General features: G+C 69.6%; 24 protein-coding genes and 1 tRNA gene (1 of these 25 cut by a window edge). 7 read left to right on the forward strand and 18 right to left on the reverse strand.

All coding sequences use genetic code 11. From position 1 onward, the window contains the following. The 6 genes in view from BGN97_RS05540 to BGN97_RS05565 are tightly spaced (at most 16 nt apart) and all read right to left on the reverse strand, a layout consistent with a single transcriptional unit that may run on beyond the window. Positions 1-107: the beginning of a serine/threonine-protein kinase gene (locus BGN97_RS05540; RefSeq protein WP_292698729.1), read on the reverse strand. The gene continues 1,612 nt to the left of window position 1, outside the view; 107 of the gene's 1,719 nt are visible here — the first part of the coding sequence; its start codon is at positions 105-107; its stop codon lies beyond the left edge, outside the window. Continuing rightward, entirely contained in the window at positions 104-1,558 is a 1,455-nt protein-coding gene (locus BGN97_RS05545; protein WP_292698731.1) for a penicillin-binding protein 2, read from the reverse strand. Before BGN97_RS05545 ends, BGN97_RS05540 begins: the two co-directional genes overlap by 4 nt. Positions 1,559-1,574: 16 nt before the next feature. Further along, positions 1,575-2,957: an FtsW/RodA/SpoVE family cell cycle protein gene (locus BGN97_RS05550; RefSeq protein WP_292698733.1), complete on the reverse strand. Its 1,383-nt coding sequence runs from the start codon at positions 2,955-2,957 to the stop codon at positions 1,575-1,577. Next, a complete protein-coding gene (locus tag BGN97_RS05555; protein ID WP_292698735.1) occupies positions 2,954-4,258 on the reverse strand; it encodes a protein phosphatase 2C domain-containing protein in 1,305 nt (434 codons plus the stop codon). Before BGN97_RS05555 ends, BGN97_RS05550 begins: the two co-directional genes overlap by 4 nt. Positions 4,259-4,272: 14 nt before the next feature. Next, on the reverse strand, positions 4,273-4,761 hold the full coding sequence (locus BGN97_RS05560) for an FHA domain-containing protein (RefSeq protein ID WP_292698737.1): 489 nt from the start codon (positions 4,759-4,761) through the stop codon (positions 4,273-4,275). Continuing rightward, the gene (locus tag BGN97_RS05565; RefSeq protein WP_292698738.1) at positions 4,758-5,438 is read right to left on the reverse strand and encodes a DUF3662 and FHA domain-containing protein; all 681 of its coding nucleotides are present in this window, start codon (positions 5,436-5,438) and stop codon (positions 4,758-4,760) included. Before BGN97_RS05565 ends, BGN97_RS05560 begins: the two co-directional genes overlap by 4 nt. Positions 5,439-5,622: 184 nt before the next feature. Here BGN97_RS05565 and BGN97_RS05570 point away from each other — a divergent pair. Further along, positions 5,623-5,706 (forward strand) — tRNA-Leu (locus BGN97_RS05570). A gap of 64 nt (positions 5,707-5,770) precedes the next feature. On the opposite strand, the gene BGN97_RS05575 is transcribed toward BGN97_RS05570, so the two are convergent. Continuing rightward, complete coding sequence (locus BGN97_RS05575) at positions 5,771-6,367, reverse strand: DUF4304 domain-containing protein (protein ID WP_292698739.1); 597 nt, start codon at positions 6,365-6,367, stop codon at positions 5,771-5,773. Positions 6,368-6,476: 109 nt separating this feature from the next. Between BGN97_RS05575 and BGN97_RS05580 the strand changes: the two genes are divergently transcribed. Then, complete coding sequence (locus BGN97_RS05580; RefSeq protein WP_292698740.1) at positions 6,477-6,965, forward strand: VanZ family protein; 489 nt, start codon at positions 6,477-6,479, stop codon at positions 6,963-6,965. A gap of 44 nt (positions 6,966-7,009) precedes the next feature. Here the strand turns inward: BGN97_RS05580 and BGN97_RS05585 are convergent, their stop codons facing one another. Next, positions 7,010-7,588, reverse strand: a complete 579-nt coding sequence (locus BGN97_RS05585) for a TetR/AcrR family transcriptional regulator (protein WP_292698741.1) — start codon at positions 7,586-7,588, stop codon at positions 7,010-7,012. Positions 7,589-7,683: 95 nt separating this feature from the next. On the opposite strand from BGN97_RS05585, the gene BGN97_RS05590 reads away from it, so the two are divergent. Both BGN97_RS05590 and trpS read left to right on the forward strand, forming a co-directional pair. Then, the gene (locus tag BGN97_RS05590; protein ID WP_292698742.1) at positions 7,684-8,526 is read left to right on the forward strand and encodes an alpha/beta hydrolase; all 843 of its coding nucleotides are present in this window, start codon (positions 7,684-7,686) and stop codon (positions 8,524-8,526) included. A gap of 199 nt (positions 8,527-8,725) precedes the next feature. After that, positions 8,726-9,778: a tryptophan--tRNA ligase gene (trpS, locus tag BGN97_RS05595; RefSeq protein ID WP_292698743.1), complete on the forward strand. Its 1,053-nt coding sequence runs from the start codon at positions 8,726-8,728 to the stop codon at positions 9,776-9,778. Here the strand turns inward: trpS and BGN97_RS05600 are convergent. The 4 genes from BGN97_RS05600 to BGN97_RS05615 form a co-directional block, all read right to left on the reverse strand. Next, on the reverse strand, positions 9,763-10,854 hold the full coding sequence (locus BGN97_RS05600; RefSeq protein WP_292698744.1) for a YbdK family carboxylate-amine ligase: 1,092 nt from the start codon (positions 10,852-10,854) through the stop codon (positions 9,763-9,765). The two genes, trpS and BGN97_RS05600, sit on opposite strands and share 16 nt — an antisense overlap. A 103-nt stretch (positions 10,855-10,957) precedes the next feature. Next, a complete protein-coding gene (locus BGN97_RS05605) occupies positions 10,958-11,131 on the reverse strand; it encodes a CsbD family protein (RefSeq protein WP_285631031.1) in 174 nt (57 codons plus the stop codon). A gap of 108 nt (positions 11,132-11,239) precedes the next feature. Then, positions 11,240-12,751, reverse strand: a complete 1,512-nt coding sequence (locus BGN97_RS05610; protein ID WP_292698746.1) for a hypothetical protein — start codon at positions 12,749-12,751, stop codon at positions 11,240-11,242. Further along, the gene (locus BGN97_RS05615) at positions 12,748-13,710 is read right to left on the reverse strand and encodes a hypothetical protein (RefSeq protein WP_292698747.1); all 963 of its coding nucleotides are present in this window, start codon (positions 13,708-13,710) and stop codon (positions 12,748-12,750) included. Before BGN97_RS05615 ends, BGN97_RS05610 begins: the two co-directional genes overlap by 4 nt. Before the next feature lie 655 nt (positions 13,711-14,365). Between BGN97_RS05615 and BGN97_RS05620 the strand changes: the two genes are divergently transcribed. Continuing rightward, positions 14,366-14,572, forward strand: a complete 207-nt coding sequence (locus BGN97_RS05620; RefSeq protein ID WP_017203899.1) for a cold-shock protein — start codon at positions 14,366-14,368, stop codon at positions 14,570-14,572. Positions 14,573-14,663: 91 nt separating this feature from the next. Here the strand turns inward: BGN97_RS05620 and BGN97_RS05625 are convergent, their stop codons facing one another. The 5 genes from BGN97_RS05625 to nucS form a co-directional block, all read right to left on the reverse strand. After that, entirely contained in the window at positions 14,664-15,980 is a 1,317-nt protein-coding gene (locus tag BGN97_RS05625) for a hypothetical protein (RefSeq protein WP_292698764.1), read from the reverse strand. Between the two features lie 49 nt (positions 15,981-16,029). Next, positions 16,030-16,473 carry a hypothetical protein gene (locus BGN97_RS05630; RefSeq protein ID WP_292698766.1) on the reverse strand — a complete coding sequence of 148 codons (444 nt, stop codon included), beginning with the start codon at positions 16,471-16,473 and terminating at the stop codon, positions 16,030-16,032. Positions 16,474-16,591: 118 nt separating this feature from the next. After that, the gene (locus BGN97_RS05635) at positions 16,592-17,254 is read right to left on the reverse strand and encodes an HAD hydrolase-like protein (RefSeq protein WP_292698768.1); all 663 of its coding nucleotides are present in this window, start codon (positions 17,252-17,254) and stop codon (positions 16,592-16,594) included. Positions 17,255-17,384: 130 nt separating this feature from the next. Next, positions 17,385-17,834, reverse strand: coding sequence for a hypothetical protein (locus BGN97_RS05640; protein ID WP_292698770.1), 450 nt, complete (start codon positions 17,832-17,834; stop codon positions 17,385-17,387). 91 nt (positions 17,835-17,925) lie between these two features. Beyond that, positions 17,926-18,621 carry an endonuclease NucS gene (gene nucS, locus BGN97_RS05645; protein WP_285631070.1) on the reverse strand — a complete coding sequence of 232 codons (696 nt, stop codon included), beginning with the start codon at positions 18,619-18,621 and terminating at the stop codon, positions 17,926-17,928. 159 nt (positions 18,622-18,780) lie between these two features. On the opposite strand from nucS, the gene BGN97_RS05650 reads away from it, so the two are divergent. Next, positions 18,781-19,041, forward strand: a complete 261-nt coding sequence (locus BGN97_RS05650; RefSeq protein WP_292698772.1) for a response regulator — start codon at positions 18,781-18,783, stop codon at positions 19,039-19,041. A gap of 20 nt (positions 19,042-19,061) precedes the next feature. On the opposite strand, the gene BGN97_RS05655 is transcribed toward BGN97_RS05650, so the two are convergent. After that, positions 19,062-20,285, reverse strand: coding sequence for an MFS transporter (locus tag BGN97_RS05655; RefSeq protein ID WP_292698774.1), 1,224 nt, complete (start codon positions 20,283-20,285; stop codon positions 19,062-19,064). A gap of 58 nt (positions 20,286-20,343) precedes the next feature. Here BGN97_RS05655 and BGN97_RS05660 point away from each other — a divergent pair, with 58 nt between their 5' ends. Beyond that, the gene (locus BGN97_RS05660; protein WP_292698776.1) at positions 20,344-21,417 is read left to right on the forward strand and encodes a LacI family DNA-binding transcriptional regulator; all 1,074 of its coding nucleotides are present in this window, start codon (positions 20,344-20,346) and stop codon (positions 21,415-21,417) included. Positions 21,418-21,420: the final 3 nt, after the last annotated feature.

Consider the following 21,420-nt stretch of genomic DNA (forward strand, 5'->3'; position numbering starts at 1 on the left):
CCGATGACGTGATCCGTCGCCTCCCAGACCTCACCCATGCCGCCGATCGCGATCCGCGACTGCAGCTCGTAGCGACCACCGAACGACACACCCTGCGTCGGCCTCATCTGCCCAGCACCGCCTCTATGACTTTCTTCGCAATCGGGGCGGCAATACCGTTGCCGGAACCCGACTGTCCTCTTCCACCGCCGTCTTCGACGACGACTGCCACCGCAACCTTCGGATTCTCCGCCGGTGCGAAACCTGTGAACCACAGCGTGTACGGGTTGGATCCGTTCTGCGCCGTGCCCGTCTTTCCGGCGACATCGACGCCGTCTATTCTTGCACCCGTCGCCGCCCCGGAACTGACTCCCTGCACCATCACAGAGGTGAGCGCCTTGGCCTGGTCGGCGGGCATCGCCTGGTCGAACGCCTCATCGGTGTACTGCTTGTACACCGAGAAGTCGTCGCGGATCACGGCATCCACCATCCGCGGCTTCATCACGGCGCCGCCGTTGGCGATGCCGGCGGCGACCATGGCCATCTGCAGGGGCGTCGCAGTGACCTGTCCCTGGCCGAACCCGGTCAGCGCGGTCTGCGGGTCGTTGAGCCCCTCGGGGTACTTCGAAGGCGTGGCCTTCAGCGGGATCGCGAACTCGGAGTTGAAGCCGTACTTCTCCGCCGTCTCGCGGATCGCCTTGTCGCCCAGCTCGGCCGCCAGCTCCGCCATCGGGATGTTGCAGCTGCGGATGATCGCCTGGGCGATCGTCGTCGTCTCGCCCTCGCCGCAGGTGGTGCCCGAGGCGTTGGAGATCTCGGTCGAGGTGCCGGGCAGCGTGTAGCGGGCCGGGTTCGGCAGCGTGGAATCGAGCGTGTACTTGCCCGAGCTCAGCGCGGCGCTCGCGACGACCAGCTTGAACGTCGACCCCGGCGGGTTGAGGTTGCCGGCGATCGCGCGGTTGTACAGCGGCTTGGTCGGGTCGGCCACGAGCGCGTCGTGCTCGGTGTTCACGGCCTTCGCGTCGTGCACGGCCAGCTTGTTCGTGTCGAAGCCGGGGGTGGATGCCATGGCCAGGATGCGCCCGGTGGAGGGCTCGATCGCGACGACGGCGCCCTGCAGGCCCTGCAGCGCGTCCCAGGCCGCACGCTGCGCGTTGGCGTTCATGGTGAGCTGCACGCTCAGACCCTGCTGCGGCTGGCCGGAGAGGATGCGCTCGATCTCGGCGACCAGCGAGTTCGAGGTCGTGCCCGAGAGTTCGGCGTTCAGCGCGCTCTCGATGCCCGTGGAGGACTGCAGCACCGGGTTGAAGTAGCCCGTCACGGGCGCCCACATCGCGGCATCCGTGTAGACCCGCTGGTACTGGTACTTGTCGTCCGTCGGCACGGAGCTCGCGATCGCCGAGTCGCCGACCAGGATCGATCCGCGCTGGATCTGATAGCTGTCCAGCCGGCTGCGCGTGTTGGCCGGGTTCTGGGCCAGGTTGTCGGCATCCATCACCTGGATCCAGCTGGTGGCCAGGAACAGCGACAGGAACATCGCGAGGATCACGAAGCTGAGGCGCCTGAGCTCTTTGGTCATCCGATCACCACCCCCCTCATCCGATCACCACTCGGGGCTGGCGGCGCACGCCGTCGCTGATGCGCAGCAGCAGCGCGACGATGAGCCAGTTGGCGACCAGCGACGATCCGCCGGCGGCCAGGAACGGCGTGGTCAGGCCGGTGAGCGGGATGACGCGGGTCACACCGCCGACCATGATGAACACCTGCAGGGCGATCGTGAACGACAGCCCGGTGGCCAGCAGCTTGCCGAAGTCGTCCTGGCCGGCGAGCCCGATGCGCAGGCCGCGGCTGACGAACACCATGTACAGGCAGAGGATCGCGAACAGGCCGACGATGCCGAGCTCCTCGCCGAGGCTGGGGATGATGTAGTCGCTGTTGGCGAGCGGGGTGATCTGCGGACGGCCCTGACCCCACCCAGTGCCGATCAGGCCGCCGTGCGCCAGGCCGAAGATGCCCTCGACCAGCTGGTAGCTGCCGCCCTGCGCCTGGATCAGATCGGGGTTGAACGCGTCCAGCCAGTTTGTGAACCGGCGCTGCACATATGCGAGCACCCGGGTGGCGAGGAACACGCCGATGGCGACGCCGGTGAGGCCGATCAGCACCCAGCTGGTCTTGCCTGTCGCGACGTAGAGCATCGCGATGAACATGCCGAAGATCAGCATCCCGGTGCCCAGGTCGCGCTGGGTGACGATGATCAGCAGCGAGATGATCCACACCACCAGCACCGGGCCGAGCTCACGCATCCGCGGCCAGGTCATGCCGAGGAACCGGTTGCCCACCGAGCTGAGGCTCTCACGGGTGCGCACCAGGTATCCGGCGAAGAAGATCGCCAGGCAGATCTTGGCCAACTCACCCGGCTGGAACGAGAAGATGCCGCCCAGCGACACCCACACGTCGGCGGTCGCGCCCCTCGCCTTCAGACCGGGGATGAACGGCAGGATCAGCAGCACGATGCCGGCGAGGCCGAAGATGTACGTGTACCGGTAGAGCACGCGGTAGTTGCGCAGGGCGATGACCAGCGCGATGACGCCCGCCAGGGAGATGGCCGTCCAGGCGAGCTGCTTGTTCGAGAACGCCGGCCAGCCGGAGAGCTGCTTGGCGATGTCGATGCGGTAGATCATCGCGATGCCGAGACCGGTGAGGGTCGTCGCGATCGGCAGCACGAACGGATCGGCATCCGATGCCACGACGCGCAGCACCACGTGCACCGCGAAGACCAGCACCGCGAGCGCCCCGCCGATCACGAGGATCATGGGGTCGATCGCGCCCAGCGCGCCGAGCTGCACGAGCGTCAGGGACGCTCCCGAGATGGCGATGGCGAACAGCAGCAGCCAGAACTCCCGGTTGCGCTGCTTCTGCGGCATCCGGATCCGTTTCAGCGCCTTCAGGACGCTGGTGTCGGCGGCGACGTCGGTCATGGCGTCGGCACCTCCGTCGGCGTGGGTTCGGGAGCTGAGGGCGTCGGCGTCGGGATCGGCACGGGGATGGGCGGGAGGGCGCTCTGCCGCAGTCGCTCGGTGATGGCGATGGCATCCGCCAGGGAGCGGGCGTTGATGGTGCGCTCGACGGAGTCGCGCTGGTACGAGGGCAGGTCGGCCAGCAGGATGAAGGTGTCCTTCACCTCGGTGGAGAGCTTGATCGGCCCGAGGTCCTGCTGGATGCCGCGGTAGATCACCACGCTGTCGTCGTCGGCGCCGACGAAGTAGCGCGTCTGCGTCCAGTTGTAGGCGAGGATTCCGCCGCCGATCAGCGCGAGCACCGCGACGAGCAGGCCGGCGAGCCAGGCGATGCGCCGGCGGGTGCGGCGGCGCTTGTCCTCCTCGATGATCTCCTCGAAGTAGTCGGAGTCGGGCTCGAAGTGGCTGGGCTCGTTGGCGGCCTGCAGCACGGGGTGCAGCCAGCCGGTCAGCGAGCTGCGCGGCGGCGCGACCGGGAGGCTGGACGGGTTGGATGCCGCGCCGACGACCGTAGGGGTGCCGGAGGAGAGCGGATGCGCCCCGCCGACGTCGACCAGCACGACCGTCACGTTGTCCGGCGCACCGCCGTCGAGCGCCTGCTTGAGCAGGTTGTCGGCCGTGCGGCCCGGGGCGAGGCCCTGCCCCATCGCCTTGGCGATGTGCGCCTCGTCGACCACGCCGGACAGTCCGTCGGAGCAGAGCAGCCAGCGGTCGCCCGGATGCGTGGGCATGACGAACATGTCCAGGTCGGGCGCGATGTCCATGTCGCTGAGCACGCGCATCAGCACCGAGCGGCGCGGGTGGTAGCGGGCCTCTTCGAGGGTGATGCGACCGGAGTCGACCAGTCGCTGCACGAACGTGTGGTCGGTGGTGATCTGGGTGAGTGCGTCGTCGCGGTACAGGTAGATGCGCGAGTCGCCGATGTGCCCGATGACGGCGTGATCCTCGACCATGACGATCGCGCTGAGCGTGGTGCCCAGGCCCGCGAGTTCGGGTCGCTCCTTCGAGGCGCGGACCAGATCGGATGCCGCGGCCGTGGCCGCGGCCTGCAGCGAGGCCTGCGCGTCGTCGGTGGACGCGTAGGGGTGGTCGAGGCCCTCCATGCGGCCGATGGCGATGCTGGAGGCGACGTCACCGCCGGCGTGACCGCCCATGCCGTCGGCGACCACGAACAGGTTAGCCCCGGAGTATCCGGAGTCCTGGTTGTTGGAGCGGACCTTCCCGGTGTGGGAGATCGCGGCGCTCGAGCCCTCGAAGACCATCTGGCGGCTGCGCCTTACGCTCGCAGCTCGAAGGTCGTGGCGCCCACCTTGATGGCGCTGCCGATCTGCACCTGGACTGGCTTGTCGCTCAGCCGGTGGCCGTCGAGGAATGTGCCGTTGGTGGAGCCGAGGTCCTGCAGGGTCCAGATGTCGCCACGGCGGGTGAGCCGGGCATGGTGGCTGGAGGTGTAGTCGTCGCGGATGACCAGGCCCGATTCGCTGGAGCGGCCGATCGACATGGAGTCGGCGGTGCCGAGGGGGACTTCGAGGCCCTCCTTCGGGCCCGAGGTGATGATCAGGCGCGTGGCGGCCTTCGCCGCGGGGGCGCTCGGGCGGGGAGCCTGATGCACGGGAGCCGCCGGGACCGGGGCCTCGGCCGCCGGCATCTTGCGCACGCGGACGCCGAACAGATCGGCCCGCAGCGAGTAGACCACCGCGAACACGAAGAACCACAGCATCACCAGGAAGCCGATGCGGAGCAGCAGGAGCAGCAGGTCGCTCATCGGGCGGCTCCCTTCGAGACCGGGACCACGCGGAAAGTCAGCTGCGTCCGCCCGATGGTGAAGGTGGACCCGGGGGCGAGCGCCGCCTCGCGGATCTTCTGCCCGTCGACCTTGGTTCCGTTGGTGGAGCCCAGGTCGCGGAGCATGGCGCGCTCGCCGTCCCAGAGGATCTCGGCGTGGCGCCGGCTGGAGCCGGCATCGGCGATGGTGATGCCCGCGTCGCTGCCGCGGCCGATCACCGTGCGGGCGCTGGTCAGCGGGTGCTCGCGACCGTCCACCTCGACGACGCCCTGCCAGGAGACGCTGCTCTCCACGGAGGAGGAGTTCACGCGCACGGTGCCGGTGGCGACCTGCGGGTCGCCCTCGATCGAGATGTGCAGGGGGCCGGAGAAGCTGTAGCCCTGAGTGCGGGCGTGCTTGGTCAGCAGGGCGAAGAGCTCGTCGTTCAGAGCGTGGCCGAGGCTCAGCATCCGCTCGTGGTCCTCGAGGCTCAGCCGCACGAGGTAGTCGCTGGGGGTGATGATGCGCTCGCGGCTGACCACGGCCGCCTTGGTGTCCGCCTCGCGGCGCAGGGCCGAGGCGATCTCCACGGGCTGGATGCCGCTGCGGAAGGTCTTCGCGAACGCGCTGTTCACGGCGCGCTCGAGACCCTTCTCAAAGCTGTCAAGTAGTCCCACGGGGCTCCTCTGGCATCCGACCTGTTTGGGGCCATCGTAGCCAGCCCCGCTGAATATGCGCCTCTTGAGGCGGGATTACGGCATTCGGACGCCGTTCGCAGGATGCTGTCGCCGGTCGCCGTGTTCGGAGCACGGGCTCGGACATGTTAGTGTTAGCAGGTTGAGTTCTTCGGAACGAGACACTGCGCGAGTGGCGGAATAGGTAGACGCGCTGGCTTCAGGTGCCAGTGTTCGCAAGGACGTGGGGGTTCAAGTCCCCCCTCGCGCACAGTACGAAAGAGACCCGGGTCCAGAGGACCTGGGTCTCTTTCGTTTCGTCCCAGCATCGGACCTCACCGCAGCTCGAGCAGCTGCTCGCGCAGCGACGTCGCGCGTTCGGGAACGGTCGGCAGCGCGGCCTCCACGATGCGTGCGCGAAGGGCGGTGTCTCCCAGGATGTCCGCGACCCGCGCCCAGGTGAGCAGATGGGCGGGATGCATGCCGGAGTCGACGCTGGATGACGCGCCGTCGTGGAAGCTCTCGGGGAACCGGGACAGCGGCGAGAAGAACTCCGAGGACTGACGCGCCCACTCCGAGACGAGGAAGGCGACCGATTCCGATGCCTCCTCCTCGGTCGAGCCGTACGCGAACTCCGAATCCGAGCTGTTCCGGAAGCCCGAGACCACGGAGGAGCGCCACGCGCAGTCGTACTCCCGCATCTGCTCGACAGGAACTCGCGTGCCTCCCGCGACATCCCCGAGCGCCGGCAGGTGCGCACCGAGGTTCACCTGGAAGACGCCGCTTCGCGGCCGGTGCTGCACCTCGACCACGTGCATGACCGGACCGTCCAGCTCCCGCCGCAGGATGTCGCCCTTGCGGGAGAACCCTTCGGCGAGCAGCAGGGGGTAGAACTTGCTCCGAAGCTCGGCCGTGACGGTCTTGCGGTCCATGGCGGGGTCCTCTCAGCGATTCCGCGGGAACGAGTGCGACGAGCGGGTCATGAACCGCCTCGCGCGGAAGCATACGCTCACGCAACATCCGATCGGATGGAGTGGTGTCATGACGACTTCGAGTCTGCAGCTTCCAGCCCGTTCCGGCACGGGCATCCGGGTCCTCCTGATGCTCGTGTCGGCCGCGACGATCCTCATGCTCACGCTCGCACCGCGGGCGCTCGTGGGTCCGGCCCGCGGACTCTTCATGCGGTTCGCGCACCTCGTCGCGAACCCGGTGATCGAGCCGATGACCTACGCGCAGGTGGAGAGCACGCTGAACGCGCTGATGTTCGTCCCGCTCGGGGCCGCGCTGGCGATCCTGCTCAGCAGGCGGCTCTGGGTGCTGGCGCCGATGATCGGGTTCTTCCTCTCGATCGCGGTGGAGACGCTGCAGTCGCGCATCCCCGGTCGCGTGCCCGACCTGGGGGATGTCGTCTGGAACTCGCTCGGCGCGCTCGCCGGGGCGATCGTCGCCGGTGTGCTCCGGCTGGTCGGCCTCGGCCTGCGGCGGCTCCGGATGCGCGCCGATCGGCACTCCGTGGCGACCTCAGCCTGACCAGGGAGGCGCAGGGCAGCTGCTCGGGCCCCCGGTCGTGCGCATCACACGCGGGGCGGATGCGTCGCGAGTGACGCGTCGATGAGGATCTCGGCGGCTGCGCGCGCATGCCGCGCCGCGTCAGGGGCGGCGGCGATCGCCGCCGTGGTCTGCGCACCCTCGGCGAGTATCGACAGCTGGAATGCGACAGCGCGCGGCACCCCGGCCTCCTCCGCCAGCACGGCCATGCGCTCCTGGAAGGCCGCCTTGTGCTCGCGCACGACGCGGGCGACCTCGGGATCGTTGCCCCCGAGCTCTCCGAACGCGTTGATGAAGGCGCATCCGCGGAAGTCGTCGTCGCAGAACCACCTCTCGAGATGCCCGTAGACGGCGAGCAGCCGACCCCGCGCGCTGTCTCCGGCGGCAGTCACCGCCGCCTCCAGCGCCGCTTCCCACTCCTCGTGCTTGCGCTGCAGCACGGCGGCGATGACGTCGATCTTCGACGGGAAGAGGGCGTACAGGCGCCGGAGCGACACGCCGGCGGCGGTGCGCAGCTCGTCCATGCCGACGGCCGCGTATCCCTTGCGGTAGTAGAGGTCCTCCGCGGCGCTGAGGATCTGCTCGCGTGCATCCGTCTCGGTCATGACCTCAGCATACTTGACATGAGAACGATCGTTCTCGTAAGGTGAGCAGCGAAGCGAGAACGATCGTTCTCGCTCACGTCGAAAGGAACGATCCCATGGGGTACATCAACGTCGGCACCGAGAACACCACGCCCATCGAGCTCTACTACGAGGACCAGGGCGAAGGGCAGCCGGTCGTGCTCATCCACGGCTACCCCTTGAACGGTCACAGCTGGGAGCTGCAGACCCGCGAGCTGCTCGCTCAGGGATACCGCGTCATCACCTATGACCGTCGCGGATTCGGCAACTCGTCGAAGGTGAGCATCGGGTACGACTACGACACCTTCGCCGCGGACCTCAACACCGTGCTGGAGACGCTCGACCTCCGCGACGTGGTCCTGGTCGGCTTCTCGATGGGAACCGGCGAGCTCGCGCGGTACGTCGCCACCTACGGACACGACCGCGTCGCGAAGCTCGCCTTCCTGGCGTCGCTCGAACCGTTCCTCGTCCAGCGGGACGACAACCCCGAAGGCGTGCCGCAGGAGGTCTTCGACGGCATCGTCGAGGCCGCCCGAACCGACCGCTACTCGTGGTTCACCCAGTTCTACAACGACTTCTACAACCTCGACGAGAATCTCGGCAGCCGGATCAGCCAGCAGGTCGTGACGGCGAACTGGAACCTGTCGGTCACCAGCGCGCCCGTCGCCGCATACGCCGTCGTGCCGGCGTGGATCGAGGACTTCCGCGGTGATGTCGAGGCCGTCCGGCTCGCGGACAAGCCGACTCTCATCCTGCACGGGACGAAGGACAACATCCTTCCCATCGACGCGACCGCACGGCGCTTCCACGAGGCCGTCCCCGCGGCCGACTACGTCGAGATCGAGGGCGCCCCGCACGGTCTGCTCTGGACCCATGCGGACGACGTGAACGCCGCGCTGAAGGCATTCCTCGCGAAGTGACGGACGTGCGCGGCCCCGCCCCCGGATGACCGTCCGGAGGCGGGGACGGGCGTATCCTGGTGCACATGCGTTCCCTGACCCGATCCTCGTGGTGGCTGCAGTAGCAGCCGGTTGACGCATGTTCGCGGGCTGCACGGCAGCCCGCGCCCCGGTTCGCGGCATCCCTCGTCGTGCGGCCCTTCTCTCGGAAGGACTCACCATGACGGATTCATACGCGGCGACGCAGGAGCGGATGCCGGACCTCGAACGCAGGATCACCGACGACCCCGGGGCGTTCCGCGTCCTCACCGGGGAGCGGCCCACCGGGAGCCTGCATCTCGGCCACCTCTTCGGCACGATCCGTGAGCGCGTGCGTCTGCAGGCGCTCGGCGTGGAGACGTTCGTCATCCTGGCCGACTACCAGGTGATCACCGACCGGGACACCGCGGCGAACGTCGGTGACCACGTCCGGGGCGCGGTGCTCGACTATCTGGCCGCGGGACTCGACCCCGAGCGCACCACGATCTTCACCCACTCCGCGGTCCCGGCGCTCAATCAGCTCCTGCTGCCGTTCCTCAGCCTGGTCAGCGAGGCGGAGCTGCACCGCAACCCCACCGTGAAGGCCGAGCAGGCGGCGTCCGGCCGCGCGCTGAGCGGGCTGCTGCTGACGTATCCGGTGCACCAGGCCGCCGACATCCTGTTCTGCAAGGGCAATCTCGTGCCGGTCGGCAAGGACAACCTGCCGCACGTGGAGATCACCCGCACCATCGCGCGCCGCTTCAACGAGCGGTACGGCGAGGTGTTCCCCGAACCCGAGGCGATGGTCACCGAGACGCCGGAGATCCCCGGGCTCGACGGCCGCAAGATGTCGAAGTCCTATGGCAACGCGATCGCGCTGTCGATGAGCGAGGACGAGACGGCGGATGCCGTGCGGCGCACGGTCACCGACAGCGACCGCGTCATCACCTACGACCCGGTGGGTCGGCCAGGCGTCGCGGGACTGCTCTCCACGGCCGCGCTGTGCACCGGGAGCACCCCGGACGCCGTCGTCGAGCGGATCGGGGATGCCGGAAGCGGCGCGCTGAAGGCGTTCACCACGGACGCCGTGAATACATTCCTCTCGGGGCATAGAGCCCGCAGGGCCGAACTCGCCGATGACGCCGACCTCGTCGACCGGGTGCTCCGCGCGGGCAACGCGCGTGCGAACACGATGGCCGAGGCGACGCTCGCCGAGGTGCGCGAGCACATGGGCATGGGCTACGCCAACGGCTGACTCGGTGCGTCGAAGAGCTCTGCCAGCCCTTCGACCCCGCCGCTCGCGTGCGCTCGCAGCTGGCGCTCGGCGCCCGTGCCCTCCGCCCGCAGGTAGGCCAGGCGATCGTCCACGAACTCGGCGTCGCCGAGCTCGTCGAGCACGGGACGGATGCCGGCCAGCACCCGCTTCGCGGCCGCCCACGCCGACTCCGAGCCCCCGTCCGCGATGCAGAACCGCGCCTGCATCCCGTGCCTCGCGGCGAGCCACAGCGAGGCATCCAGGTCGTCGGGAGCCGAGCTGGTGGGGACGACGTCGTCGGCGAGGACGATCGCCCGGGTCAGGGCAGCCAGCAGCAGCGTGTCCTCGACCTCCAGCTGGGCATCCGCGACCCGGGTCTCGACGGTGTCGTACTGCTCCGACAGGCGCACGGCCCAGGACACCGACGAGCGGGCCGGGAGCAGCCCGATCCCGACGAGCCGGTCGACCGTGCGACGGTAGTGGTCGGCGTCCGTGAAGATCGGCGGCCCCCACGATACCGGAAGCCGCCGGATCAGCGTGCTCCGCCAGCTGGCCAGTCCGGCCGGCACGCCGAACGCGAAGGGCGAATTCGCGCTGAGCGCGAGCAGCAGCGGAAGCGCCTCGCGGAGGCGCAGCAGCGCGCGGACGCGCTCCTCGTCGCCTGTCACCTCCACGTGCACGTGCAGCCCGTTCACGGTGTGCTCCGACGCCAGCCGGCCGATCAGCTGCGAGACGTCGTCGTAGTGCGGCGTGGGGGTGACCCGCCCGGCTCCGGCGAGAGCGAAGGGCGCACCCGTGGCCGCGACGACGGTGCCCTCCGGGGCGTGCTCCGCCAGCATCCGACGCATCCGCCCCAGCTGCTCGCGCGCCTGCGCGAGCGAACCGACCGGATCGGTCGCCGCCTCGACCTGGCTCGTCATGAACTCCGCGCTCAGCCGGCCTCCGCCCTCCACGTCGCCGAGCACGGCGGCGTGGACGCCCTCGGCGGACACGGGCACGAGGGTGCGGGCGTCGAGCAGCGTGAACTCCTCCTCGATGCCGAAGCGACCGGTGAGCGGAATCCGTGCCCCCTTCACAGCCGAGAGCGGGTGCGCCGCGGTCCCGTCCGGGACCGACGGTGCACCCGCCCGTTCTCAGACGGCCCGCCGTGCGAGCCGTCGCATGTCGATGATCCGACGACTACTTGTCGAAGGCGTCCTTCACGTCGTCGCCGATCTTCTTGGCGCTGGCCTTGGCCTGATCGAGCTTGCCCTCGGCCTCCAGGTCCTCGTTGTCCGTCGCGTCGCCGATGTGCTCCTTGGCCTTGCCGACCAGCTTCTCGGCGTTGTGCTTCGCATCGTCCATGACACCCATGGGATATCCCCTTCCTGTGGTGGGCGGTACGCCGCCCGATTGCGGAGAGGCAAGACTCTCATCCGCCAGTATCCGGATGAAGGGGATTGACAAGCAGGCGGTGATCCGTCAGCGCCGCTTCAGCCACGCCTTCCAGTTCGCCTCGCTGAAGCGCGGGTCGTTCTCGATCTCGATGAGGTTCTTGTCCACGGCATCCGCTCCGTCGAGCGCGAGCTTCCACGGGTCCCCGCCGTTCTCGGCGACGAACAGGTAGTACGAGCCCGCCGCAATGTACGACAGCCACGCGTCGTCGCTCTCGGTGAGCGCCTGGTCGGACAGCGCCGCCACGCCCTGGGACGCGACGAGATCCTTCACGTCCTGCTCCTGCAGCCAGCGGATGTCGGTGATGCCCGTGCGCAGCTCGATGTACGTCGCGAAGCCCTCGTACACCGCCACCGGCGGTGCGTCGAACGAGGTCAGCGGGGCGGCCGCGTAGTGCAGTCCGTGCGCGAACTCGTGCGTGAACGTCGCCAGCCGGTCCTCGGTGCTCAGCGGACCCATCATCACCAGCACCCCGGAGGTCGCATCGCCCACGGCGATGTCGGGCTCGAAGAAGTCCGAGCGGAACGCGGGCCTGTTCGTGGCGGTGGCGTAGCCGGCGATCGTCGGGTCGCCCTCGGGCACGTCCTCGCCGTACTGCCAGCGATCCATGCGCTCCTGGTCGCCGGTGATGCCCGAGACGAATCCCGCCATCGGCACCTTGCCGCCCAGGTCGGTGATCGTCCTGATCGCCAGCACCGCACCCTGCTCGGCGGTGTCGACCGTGGCGTCGACGAGGGCCTGCTCGTCGGCCATGCCGTACAGCACGACGTGGTCGCGTCTGGCGACGTACAGCTCGCCCTCATCCCACGGCATCGGCGTGACGGGCGTGAACGACGTGAGGCGCATCCCTTCGCCGTCGCCCCTGGTGGTGATGTCGTACGTGAAGCCCTGCGTCAGCCGGTAGCCGGCATCCTGATCCCCGCTCCCCCGCAGCGGACGCGACGAGAACGCCAGCTCGGCGCCCAGGAACGCGCCCGCCCCTCCGTCGCTGCCGGTCGTCGGGACGATGTAGGCGGTTCCCCGCCCGATCCGCTCGGTGTTGTCCCACCACAGCGCGAGCTGGTCTCGGGCCTCGCCCTCGGCGTAGGAGAGGAACGCATCTCGATCCTTGGCGCGCAGCGCCGCGTTCATCGATGCCCACGCCTTCGGGTACTGCGCCGAGTCGGGGACGTAGTCCGGCAGCCAGGGAGCCTGCGGATCGGGCGAGGCGAAGTCGGCGGAGCGCCCGGCTGCTGGCAGCTCGGGCCACTCGGATGCCGCCCAGCCGCCGCTGAGCAGCAGGGCCAGCACTGTGAGCGCGAGAATGATCGGCTTCGGGCGCAGCGGGCGGCGCACCGCGGGCTGCGGCCGCGGAGTCGCGAGTCCGCCGAAGGCGTCCGGCAGGTGGTGGGAGCCGAGCGAGAGCGGGATGCCGGCCGGCTCGGCGTGCACGGCCGGAGCGGCGGGCGGGTCAGGGACGCGGCCGACGGAGGCCGGGGAGCCGGGAGCGTGCTGGGCGCCGGGGATGCCCGGCTCTGCGGGGCCGCGCGGATCGCTCATCGCCCGGGACCCTTCTCGCGGATGCTGACGATGCGCACGGCCTGTCCGCCGTCATCGGTCGTGACCGCCGCGACGGTCAGGACGTACCGGTCGGCGATGAGGAATTCCGTGAACGGAGCCCGCGCCGCGCCGAAGGCGTTCGTGTCGATCCGGGTCAGCTCGGGCGGCATGCTCGCGGCATCCGTCCTGTCGATGGCGGGGAACGCCTCGAGCAGGGCATTCGCATCCAGCCCGGAGGCCAGGGCATCCGCGCCGTCCGCCGCTCCGAGGAAGCAGTCCGACGCGAGCCGGCCGTCGACGCGCGCGCTGTCGGCGATCTGCTCGAGCGCGGTGTCGGCCGAATAGCACGCGAGATCGTCGGCATCGCGGGCGTCGGAGGTGAGCCCGGCCGCCGCTGCCGCCGATCCGTCGCCCGTGCCGGGAGCGGTCAGCCCGGTCACCCGCCACGGACCGACCGCGGTGGGGGCGATCTTCGGGCGCACCTGCTGCGGCTCATCCGTGCCGTAGTAGAACGGGCGCGTCAGCCACACCTTCTGCTGGATCGACGAGGCGCCCCGCCGTCCATCGATGGTGAAGCGGTAGTCGATCGTCACGAGCGCGCTCGCGGTGTCGCTGCGCTCCACGCTCCGCCCCGAGAAGGTCAGCTCCCCGATCTCGTAGCGCGCCGTCAGCTTCAGGGCATCCGCTGTCCCCCGCTCGCCGACCAGAGGCGCGCCCACAGGCACGACCGCCCGCAGCAGCGGGCTCGCGGTGTCCTTCCAATCGGCGTCGAGCGCCGCGGCGTCGGAGAGGAACGCACGCAGGGTGCTCTCGGCATCCCGTCGCGCCCCGTCGCGGACGTAGCCGGGCAGCAGCACGGCGGTCGCCACGGCGACGGACACCACCAGTGCGCACACGACCAGCAGCACCGTGGTGCCGCGCGTCCAGGTGCGTGCGCGCGGCGGGCGGGGAAGCGTCATCGGTCTCCTCGACGGAAGGTGATGACTGCAAGATTAGGGCCTGCGAGCGACGCCGGATGCACCCCGGAAGTGGAGCGGCTCGGAGGGGGCCGGCCGCCTCGCTGTGCAGCCTTTCCCTCTCCGAGCCTGCTGATCTCCCCTCAAAGTCCTTCACACCTGTCGGGCTTGAAGCCGTGGACTTCGAACCACCCCTCCTCTAGTGTGAAAGAGCATGCGCGTGGGAAATCGATCGCCTTTCGCTGAACCCCAGTCAGCGACGGGTTCCCCAGTCACCCGGCGATCCACGCATGCACTTTGGCCCTCTCGTCTGATGCAGTCCCCAGACGCACCTCGCGAGGGGGTCGAATCCATGATGACACCGTTTGGGAAATTTGTCCCCCATATGGGGGACAAATCATCCGAAACCTGTGTATGCTGAAACCTGACGCACCCTCCGGTCGTCTTCGGCCCTCACCGCTCCCCCCGCGGTGGGGGCCAACCAATTTCCCCGGAGGTCGCTGCGCAGGCCGAGATCTCGGGCCGCGGACACGCCGATCCGCATGCAACATTTAGATCACCTTCTGCCGCCCGCTGTTGCCGGGCGGGTCGTCTGGGATAGCGTTAGCGGCAGTCGGTGCATCCTGCGTCGGCATCGCAACAAGCAGAACGGCAGTAAATGAGCACCCAGGGCACGGTCAAGTGGTTCAACTCGGAGAAGGGCTTCGGCTTCATCTCCCCCGACGACGGAGGCGCTGACGTGTTCGCGCATTACTCCGCAATCCAGTCTTCCGGCTACCGCTCCCTCGAGGAGAACCAGCGCGTCGAGTTCGACGTCGCGCAGGGTCCCAAGGGCCTGCAGGCTGAGAACATCCGCCCCGTCTGAGGCGAATGCGAAGAACCCCGCCGAGCTGCTGATCGCAGCGCGGCGGGGGTCTTTTCGTATCCGGGGCCCGTCTCCGGGCCCCGGACCCGGGTCAGGCGGATGCCTTGGTGGTCTTCCGGCCTCCGCGGCGGCTGCCGTCGCCGTCGGCGGCGACCTGGGCGGCCGCAGCGGCCTCCTCGGCCGCGCGGGCGGCGAGGAACAGGCCCTCGCGGTTCAGGTGGCGCGAGTACCGGGCGTCCAGGTACAGCACGGGCACATCGCCGGCCGCCTTGATCAGCTCGGGGTACAGCTCCTCCTTGATCGGGCCGGAGCCGCCGCCGTAAACGTACACGACCTCGGTCGACTCACCCGACTGGCTGAGCGTCTCGCTGAAGGCGCGACGGATCTGGTCGACGAGGTGCTTGATGTCCGGCTCGACCAGCTGCACGGCACGCTGGTGCCGGTTGCGCTGCAGCACCGAGGGCGTGGTCTGCAGGAAGTCGGCGAGCTGCTTGCGGCTGGTGAAGCGCAGGTCGGCCTCGTCCTGACGGTCGAGGGCGTTCTCAAGGATGGTGCCGTAGCCCATGTCGAGCGTGGACGCGGCCTCGGCGTTGAATCGGGCGTTCGTGAACACCGGGAAGTTCACGGTGCCCTCGCCCACGTCGATGCCGACGGTGTTCTGCGCGGCGACCAGGTCGGCGCCGGTCACACCGGGGAGCATCTCGGGCTCGCGGGAGCGCAGGTCGGTGAGCAGAGCGTTCGCGAGCGGCTCGCCCTTCTCGGAGATCGCGTACTGGGCGGAGGCGCCCTCGGCGACGACCTGGACGTCCTCGAACTCGATGCGCACGCTGACGGGCGTGTTGAAGTTCTTGATGGTCACCAGGTGCACGGCCGAGCCCTTGGCGCCGATGAACTCGCCGGCGTAGCCGTAGCGGCGCGCGACGAACTCGCTGATCGGCAGCGCCAGGCCGGTGCGCACCTTGACGCGCAGCTCCTGCTCGGGGAGCTTGTCGTTGACGCGCACGTAGTCGCGCAGCGCCTTGGCCGCGTACACGCCGAGCACGAGGATCTTGCTGAGCTGCTGGTCGGCCTTGCTGGCGTGGCCGTCGTGCACCTCGAACTCGCTGAACACCGAGCCGCGCACGCTGAGCGCGGAGCGGCCGAAGATGCGGCGGTCGCTGTCGGAGACGAGCGGCGACGAGAACGAGGCGTCGAGACGGTTGTAGAAGTCCTCCTCGGCATCGTTCATGGTCTGGAAGGCCTCAGCGTCCTCCAGCGGCACCTTCGGCGACTGCCGGGGCGTGGCGACGATCGCGCTGGGCAGGTCGATGCGGTCCCGAACACCCGTGTCGGTGTTGAGGATCATGCCCTTGACGTAGCCGTTGCCGACGTCGATGCCGCCGGTCAGGTGAATGATGTCCGAACTCATGGGAAGGCCTTTCGTTCCGAGTCGTCGGTTGAATGGTGGTGGTGATCGATCACAAGCCGAGGAGATCGTCGATGGTCGCCGTGGCGTCGGTGTTCTCCGAGCGAACCGATCGCCGCGTGGGCGTGGAGGGCTCGTCGTCGGCGTCGTCGTCCGTCTCGGTCTTCCGGGGGGCGGGCTTCGGCGCCGCGGCCTCCGGAGCGGATGCCTCGGATGCCGGGCTCTTCGCCGTCTTCGCGGCCGCCTTCGGCGCCGGGGGCTCCTCGGAGGGCTCCTCGACGTCGGCGGGGAAGCTCTCGGCCACGTACACCGGATTCGCCGGCGGACGCACCGGCCGGTTCGCCACGTCGGTGAACCCCTCGCGGGCCACGGACTCGCGGATCAGGCGGCGGATCGATTCCGATGCGGAGTACTGCAGATCGAGCCATTCGGCCACGGTGGTGTCGGCGGTGGGGACGCTGAGCTGCACCTTGCGGGTGGTCGGTGCTTCAGCCACTGCGGTTCCCTCTCTCCTCGTCGCGCGATTACCAGGGCACGCGCATAATCACGGTACAGCACGAGGCTGTCCGCTGAGCCGATACCGTCGCAGAACCGACCGCTCGTCCGGGGCCGGATCAGTGCAGCAGGAGGGTGCGCAGCGACGTGGGATCGGATGCCCGGAAGGCGGCGGCATCCGCTTCGCCCTCTCCGCCGAAGCCCCAGCCGACGAAGATCACCGGGATGCCGTGCTCGGCACCGCCCTCGACGTCGTGGTGGCGGTCGCCCACGAGCACCGGTCGCGACGTGTCGACGCCGGCCGCGCGCAGCCGCTCCAGAGCCTGCCCGATCACGAACGACTTGCCGTCTGCACGCCCCTCCGGCGTCGGGCGCGCGCCGGAGAGCGCGGTGAAGGCGTCGATCAGCTCGTAGTGCTCGAGGATCGCGCGCACCTGGTTCTCCGGCTTGGTGCTGGCCGTGGCCTGCGGGATGCCGGCATCCTGCACCGCCCGCAGGATCTCGGGGACGCCAGGGTAGATGTCGACGGATGCCGCGTAGCCGTCCGCTGCGGCGAGCTCCCGGTACCGGGAAACCGCCTCGTGCGCCTGCTCCTCGTCCATGCCCGCCCGCTCCTGGAACGACACGTACATGGGCGGACCGATCCAGAGCGCGAGCTCACCGGCATCCGGCTCCGGCAGCCCGTACGAGGCGAACACCTGGCGCAGCCGCGGCAGGATGCCGGCGGACGCGTCAGCGATGGTGCCGTCCACGTCCCAGAGGATGCAGGTGTAGGGACTCATGCCTCCCACCCTACGGGTGCCGTGCTCACCTGTTTCCGTCGAGAGCACGGGACTTCGCCGAGTGCACCGGACCTTCGCGCGAACAAGCCGTGCGTTCGGCGAGATGTCGTGCTCTCGACGGGTGCGGGGATCAGGAAGCCGGGGACTCGGCGGCCTCGTCCGGGGCGTTCGGCGTCCAGCCGAGCCATCCGTCGTCGGTGCGGACGACCGACCACGAGCCGCAGGCGAAGACCTCGTCCATCTCGTAGACGGCGGGGGCGTCCTTCAGCGCGTACACGGGGGCGGACCGTCGCGGAACCTCGGCGCACACCTCCGGATCGAGGTCCTCCTCGCTGCGGAACATGATCGCCGCATGCGGGCCGTCGGTGGCCGCCGTGCCGACGATGTGCGTGGCATCCGCCGGCACCCACTCCTCGAAGCGGTTCCACCCCTCCTTCATCGCGGCGCGGTCCTCGAAGCTCAGATCCTGCTGGTGATGCACCACCACGTCGATCACGGATGAGCAGCCGGTGGCGAGCAGGGCGGCAGGAAGCAGGATGGCACCGAGCGCGAGGGCGCGGATGACGGGACGCGTGTTCATGCTTCCAGCCTTCCGGAGCGGCGTGCGCCGATCGTCAGCCTGCGGAGTGATCCCGCGTACGCCGCGGGGATGATCCCTGCGACGGCCTCGCTCAGAACAGGCGCGGGGCGCCCGAGGCGGTGCCCTTCATGTCCTCGTAGTCGAGCACGACGCAGCGGATGCCGCGGTCCTCGGCGAGCACGCGCGCCTGCGGCTTGATCTCCTGCGCGGCGAACACCCCCGTGATGGGCGCCAGGTGCGGGTCGCGGCCCAGCAGCTCCAGGTAGCGGGTGAGCTGCTCCACGCCGTCGATGTCGCCGCGGCGCTTGACCTCCACGGCGATGGCCGCACCGCCGGCATCCCGGATCATCAGGTCGACCGGGCCGATGGCCGTCGGGTACTCGCGGCGCACGAGCGTGCCGCCCTCGCTGATCAGGTCGACCTGCTCGGCCAGCAGCCGCTGCAGGTCGGCCTCGACGCCGTCCTTCTGCAGGCCCGGGTCGATGCCCAGGTCGTGGTTCGAGTCGTGCAGGATCTCGTAGATCTGCACGCGCAGGGCGTCGCCGGTCTTCTTGTGGGTGACGCGCCACACCTCGACGACGCCGGCGCTGGCCTCCTCCTCACCCGGCACCTCGGGCGCCAGGGTGCACGGCGGGCTCATCCAGTTCAGCGGCTTGTAGCTGCCGCCGTCGGAGTGCACGAGCAGACTGCCGTCGCCCTTGTGCACCAGCAGGCGCGTGGCGAGGGGCAGATGGGCGTTGAGCCGCCCGGTGTAATCGACGGAGCAGCGGGCGATGACGAGACGCACCCGATGAGCCTACTTCGTCGTGACGGGTGCCGACCCGCTGCTTCTGCACAACGAGAGCTGGGTGGCGGTTCTCCACAGTCCGTGGGCGATTGCACCACACTGGTCCCTGGCGTGTCCTAGCGTCGTGACTTCAGTGAGGTTCCGAGCCACAATGGAGGTATGACCGTGTCCATCGAGGTGATCACGATCGTCGTGAGCGCGGCGACGCTGCTCGTCGCCGTGCTGGGCGGCTTCGCCTGGGTGGTGAGCCATCTGGTGAACCACATGGATTCAAGGTTCGCGCAGCAGGATGCGCGGTTCCACGCCCGGTTCGTGGGCATCGAGACACGTCTCACCGCGGTCGAGCACGAGCTCACCGAGGTGAAGATCAGCGTGGCGCGCATCGAGGGTCCGCCGCGCCGCTTCATCGAGGCGCGCTGACCGACCCGGCCCTACGGTCGTCAGGCGGTCGGTGCCTTCTCCGCCATCTTCAGCGGCTTCGCGGCGCTCGAGAACAGCCCCGAGAGCACCACCAGCGCGACGAGGATGAACAGGGTGTTCAGCAGCCCGATGTGCTCGCTGATCACGCCGAGAACCGGAGGGCCGCCGAGGAAGGCGATGTAGCCGATGGTGGCCGCGGCGCTCACGCGTGCCGCGGCCTTGGCCGGGTCATCGGCCGCGGCGGACATGCCGAGCGGGAAGCCGAGGGACGCACCGATCCCCCACAGTGCCGCGCCGATCAGCACGAGCGGCAGGTTCGGACTCAGGATGAACAGCAGGATGCCGGATGCCGCGGCCACGGCCAGCACGCGCAGCACGGCCACGCGGCCGAAGCGGTCGACGAGCGGGCCGCCGAACAGCCGCACCACGGTCATGCCGACCGAGAAGACCGCCAGGGCGAGCGCGCCCATGCCGGACTCCTGGTGGTGCCCCTGCACCACGCCCAGCGCGATCCAGTCGTTGGCCCCGCCCTCCGCGAAGGACATGCCCAGCATCACCACGCCCAGGGCGTAGGTGCGCGGCTCGCGCCAGGCCTCGAGCGCCGTGTGCACGCGCGCACCGAAGCGGGGCTTCACGTCGGGCTCCGGGTCGAGCGCGGCCTCGCGCACCGGCACCTGGAAGAAGCAGACGATCGCGGCCGCGATGATGGCGGCGCTGATGATGCCGGCGTGCACCGCGACGATCATGCCCAGGCTGGCGGCCAGCACGCCCGCACCGGCGCCGAGCACGGTGCCGAAGCTGAAGAAGGCGTGGAACACGGGCAGGATCGTGCGGCCCATCTGCTGCTCGATGGCGGTGGCCTCGACGTTCATCATCACGTCGACCGAGCCGTTGCCGTAGCCGAACAGCACCATGCCCAGCACGACCAGCGGCACGGATCCGAAGAGGTCGGCGCCCAGACCGATCAGGCACACGCCGGCGCCGAACGACAGCATCATGACCAGCATCCCGAGCCGTGCGCCGGTGCGCGCCATGACGAGCGGGCCGGTGGAGATGCCGACGATCGAGGAGATGCCCATGCCCAGCAGCAGCAGGCCGATCTGAGCCCGGTCGATGCCGAGCGACGCGGCGATGTCGGGCACGCGGGAGGCCCACGTCGCGACCGAGAGGCCGCTGGCGAGGAAGATCGCGAAGATCGCCGCGCGCCAGCGAACGAACTGCGAACGGGTGAGCGCGGTGTCCATCGGGCCAGTGTATCGAATCGATTCGATGATGCGCGACGCGGCGGGTTATCCTCGGAGGATGAGCAGCACCGCACGCCGTGCGACCATCGCCGACGTGGCCCGCGAGGCCGGCGTCTCGACGTCGACGGCCTCGGTCGTGTTCAGCGGCAAGGTGAACGTGGCCGACGCCACCCGCGAGAAGGTTCTCGCCGCCGCTGCCGTGCTGGGATACACCGGGCCCGACCCGCGGGCCGCGTCGCTGCGCACCGGACGCAGCGGGATCGTCGCCGTGGTGCTCGGGGGAGAGCTGCGGCATGCGTTCCTCGATCCGGTCACCACGGCCATGATGGACGGCCTCTCCGACGCGCTCGCCGCGATCAGCGCCGGCATCCTGCTGCTGCGCGACGACCCGCAGGGCGATGAGGCGCCCCCGATCACCGAGGCGCCGGTCGACGCCGTGGTGCTGATCGGATGCTCGGGCCGCACCCGCTCCGCGCTGGAGACCGTGCGCCAGCGCGGGCTGCCGGTGGTCGTGATCGAGGGGGACGCGGGGGAGGGGATTCCCCAGGTCACACTGGACAACCGTGAGGCAAGCGCGGAGATGGCGGACTATGTGCGCCAGCTTGGGCACACCGACGTCGCGACCGTGACGCTGGCCCTGGACGCAGAGCGCGAGCGCGGCCGGATCACGCCCGAGCGCGTGGCGGGGGCGACGGTCGATGTCACCCTCGACCGCCTGGCGGGGTTCCGTGAGATCTACCCTGATGCGCCCGGCGTCACCGCCGCGGCGAGCCTGGTGGACGAGGGCATGATCGCCGCCCGCATGCTGCTGACCCGGGCATCCGGCGAGCTGCGCGACGACCGCCCGACGGCGATCGTCGCGCAGAGCGACCTGCTGGCGGTGGGAGTGATCCGCGCGGCCGAGGAGCTGGGTCTGCGCGTGCCGGACGATCTCACAGTGGTCGGCTTCGACGGCATCAACGCCGATGGTCTCGGCTCGCTGAGGCTCACCACCATCGCGCAGCCGGCAGTGGCCAAGGGCCGGGCGGCGGGGGAGCAGGTGGCGCGGATGCTGGCCGGCGAGCCGGGGGAGTCCGTGCACTTCACCTGTTCGTTCCGCGAGGGGGAGACCGCCGCGTCGCCGGCGCGCTGACGG

Origin of the sequence: Microbacterium sp. 69-10, from assembly GCF_001897945.1 — a bacterium.
Taxonomy (GTDB): domain Bacteria; phylum Actinomycetota; class Actinomycetes; order Actinomycetales; family Microbacteriaceae; genus Microbacterium.

Excerpts from the sequence above, each read along its gene's own strand:
- BGN97_RS05660 (WP_292698776.1), top strand. The coding sequence starts at position 20,344 with ATGAGCAGCACCGCACGCCGTGCGACCATCGCCGACGTGGCCCGCGAG.
- BGN97_RS05585 (WP_292698741.1), bottom strand. The coding sequence starts at position 7,588 with ATGACCGAGACGGATGCACGCGAGCAGATCCTCAGCGCCGCGGAGGAC.
- BGN97_RS05575 (WP_292698739.1), bottom strand. The coding sequence starts at position 6,367 with ATGGACCGCAAGACCGTCACGGCCGAGCTTCGGAGCAAGTTCTACCCC.
- BGN97_RS05615 (WP_292698747.1), bottom strand. The coding sequence starts at position 13,710 with ATGACGCTTCCCCGCCCGCCGCGCGCACGCACCTGGACGCGCGGCACC.
- BGN97_RS05590 (WP_292698742.1), top strand. The coding sequence starts at position 7,684 with ATGGGGTACATCAACGTCGGCACCGAGAACACCACGCCCATCGAGCTC.
- trpS (WP_292698743.1), top strand. The coding sequence starts at position 8,726 with ATGACGGATTCATACGCGGCGACGCAGGAGCGGATGCCGGACCTCGAA.
- BGN97_RS05580 (WP_292698740.1), top strand. The coding sequence starts at position 6,477 with ATGACGACTTCGAGTCTGCAGCTTCCAGCCCGTTCCGGCACGGGCATC.
- BGN97_RS05550 (WP_292698733.1), bottom strand. The coding sequence starts at position 2,957 with ATGACCGACGTCGCCGCCGACACCAGCGTCCTGAAGGCGCTGAAACGG.
- BGN97_RS05605 (WP_285631031.1), bottom strand. The coding sequence starts at position 11,131 with ATGGGTGTCATGGACGATGCGAAGCACAACGCCGAGAAGCTGGTCGGC.
- BGN97_RS05545 (WP_292698731.1), bottom strand. The coding sequence starts at position 1,558 with ATGACCAAAGAGCTCAGGCGCCTCAGCTTCGTGATCCTCGCGATGTTC.
- BGN97_RS05560 (WP_292698737.1), bottom strand. The coding sequence starts at position 4,761 with ATGAGCGACCTGCTGCTCCTGCTGCTCCGCATCGGCTTCCTGGTGATG.
- BGN97_RS05555 (WP_292698735.1), bottom strand. The coding sequence starts at position 4,258 with ATGGTCTTCGAGGGCTCGAGCGCCGCGATCTCCCACACCGGGAAGGTC.
- BGN97_RS05625 (WP_292698764.1), bottom strand. The coding sequence starts at position 15,980 with ATGAGTTCGGACATCATTCACCTGACCGGCGGCATCGACGTCGGCAAC.
- BGN97_RS05650 (WP_292698772.1), top strand. The coding sequence starts at position 18,781 with ATGACCGTGTCCATCGAGGTGATCACGATCGTCGTGAGCGCGGCGACG.
- BGN97_RS05620 (WP_017203899.1), top strand. The coding sequence starts at position 14,366 with ATGAGCACCCAGGGCACGGTCAAGTGGTTCAACTCGGAGAAGGGCTTC.
- BGN97_RS05655 (WP_292698774.1), bottom strand. The coding sequence starts at position 20,285 with ATGGACACCGCGCTCACCCGTTCGCAGTTCGTTCGCTGGCGCGCGGCG.
- BGN97_RS05640 (WP_292698770.1), bottom strand. The coding sequence starts at position 17,834 with ATGAACACGCGTCCCGTCATCCGCGCCCTCGCGCTCGGTGCCATCCTG.
- BGN97_RS05635 (WP_292698768.1), bottom strand. The coding sequence starts at position 17,254 with ATGAGTCCCTACACCTGCATCCTCTGGGACGTGGACGGCACCATCGCT.
- BGN97_RS05610 (WP_292698746.1), bottom strand. The coding sequence starts at position 12,751 with ATGAGCGATCCGCGCGGCCCCGCAGAGCCGGGCATCCCCGGCGCCCAG.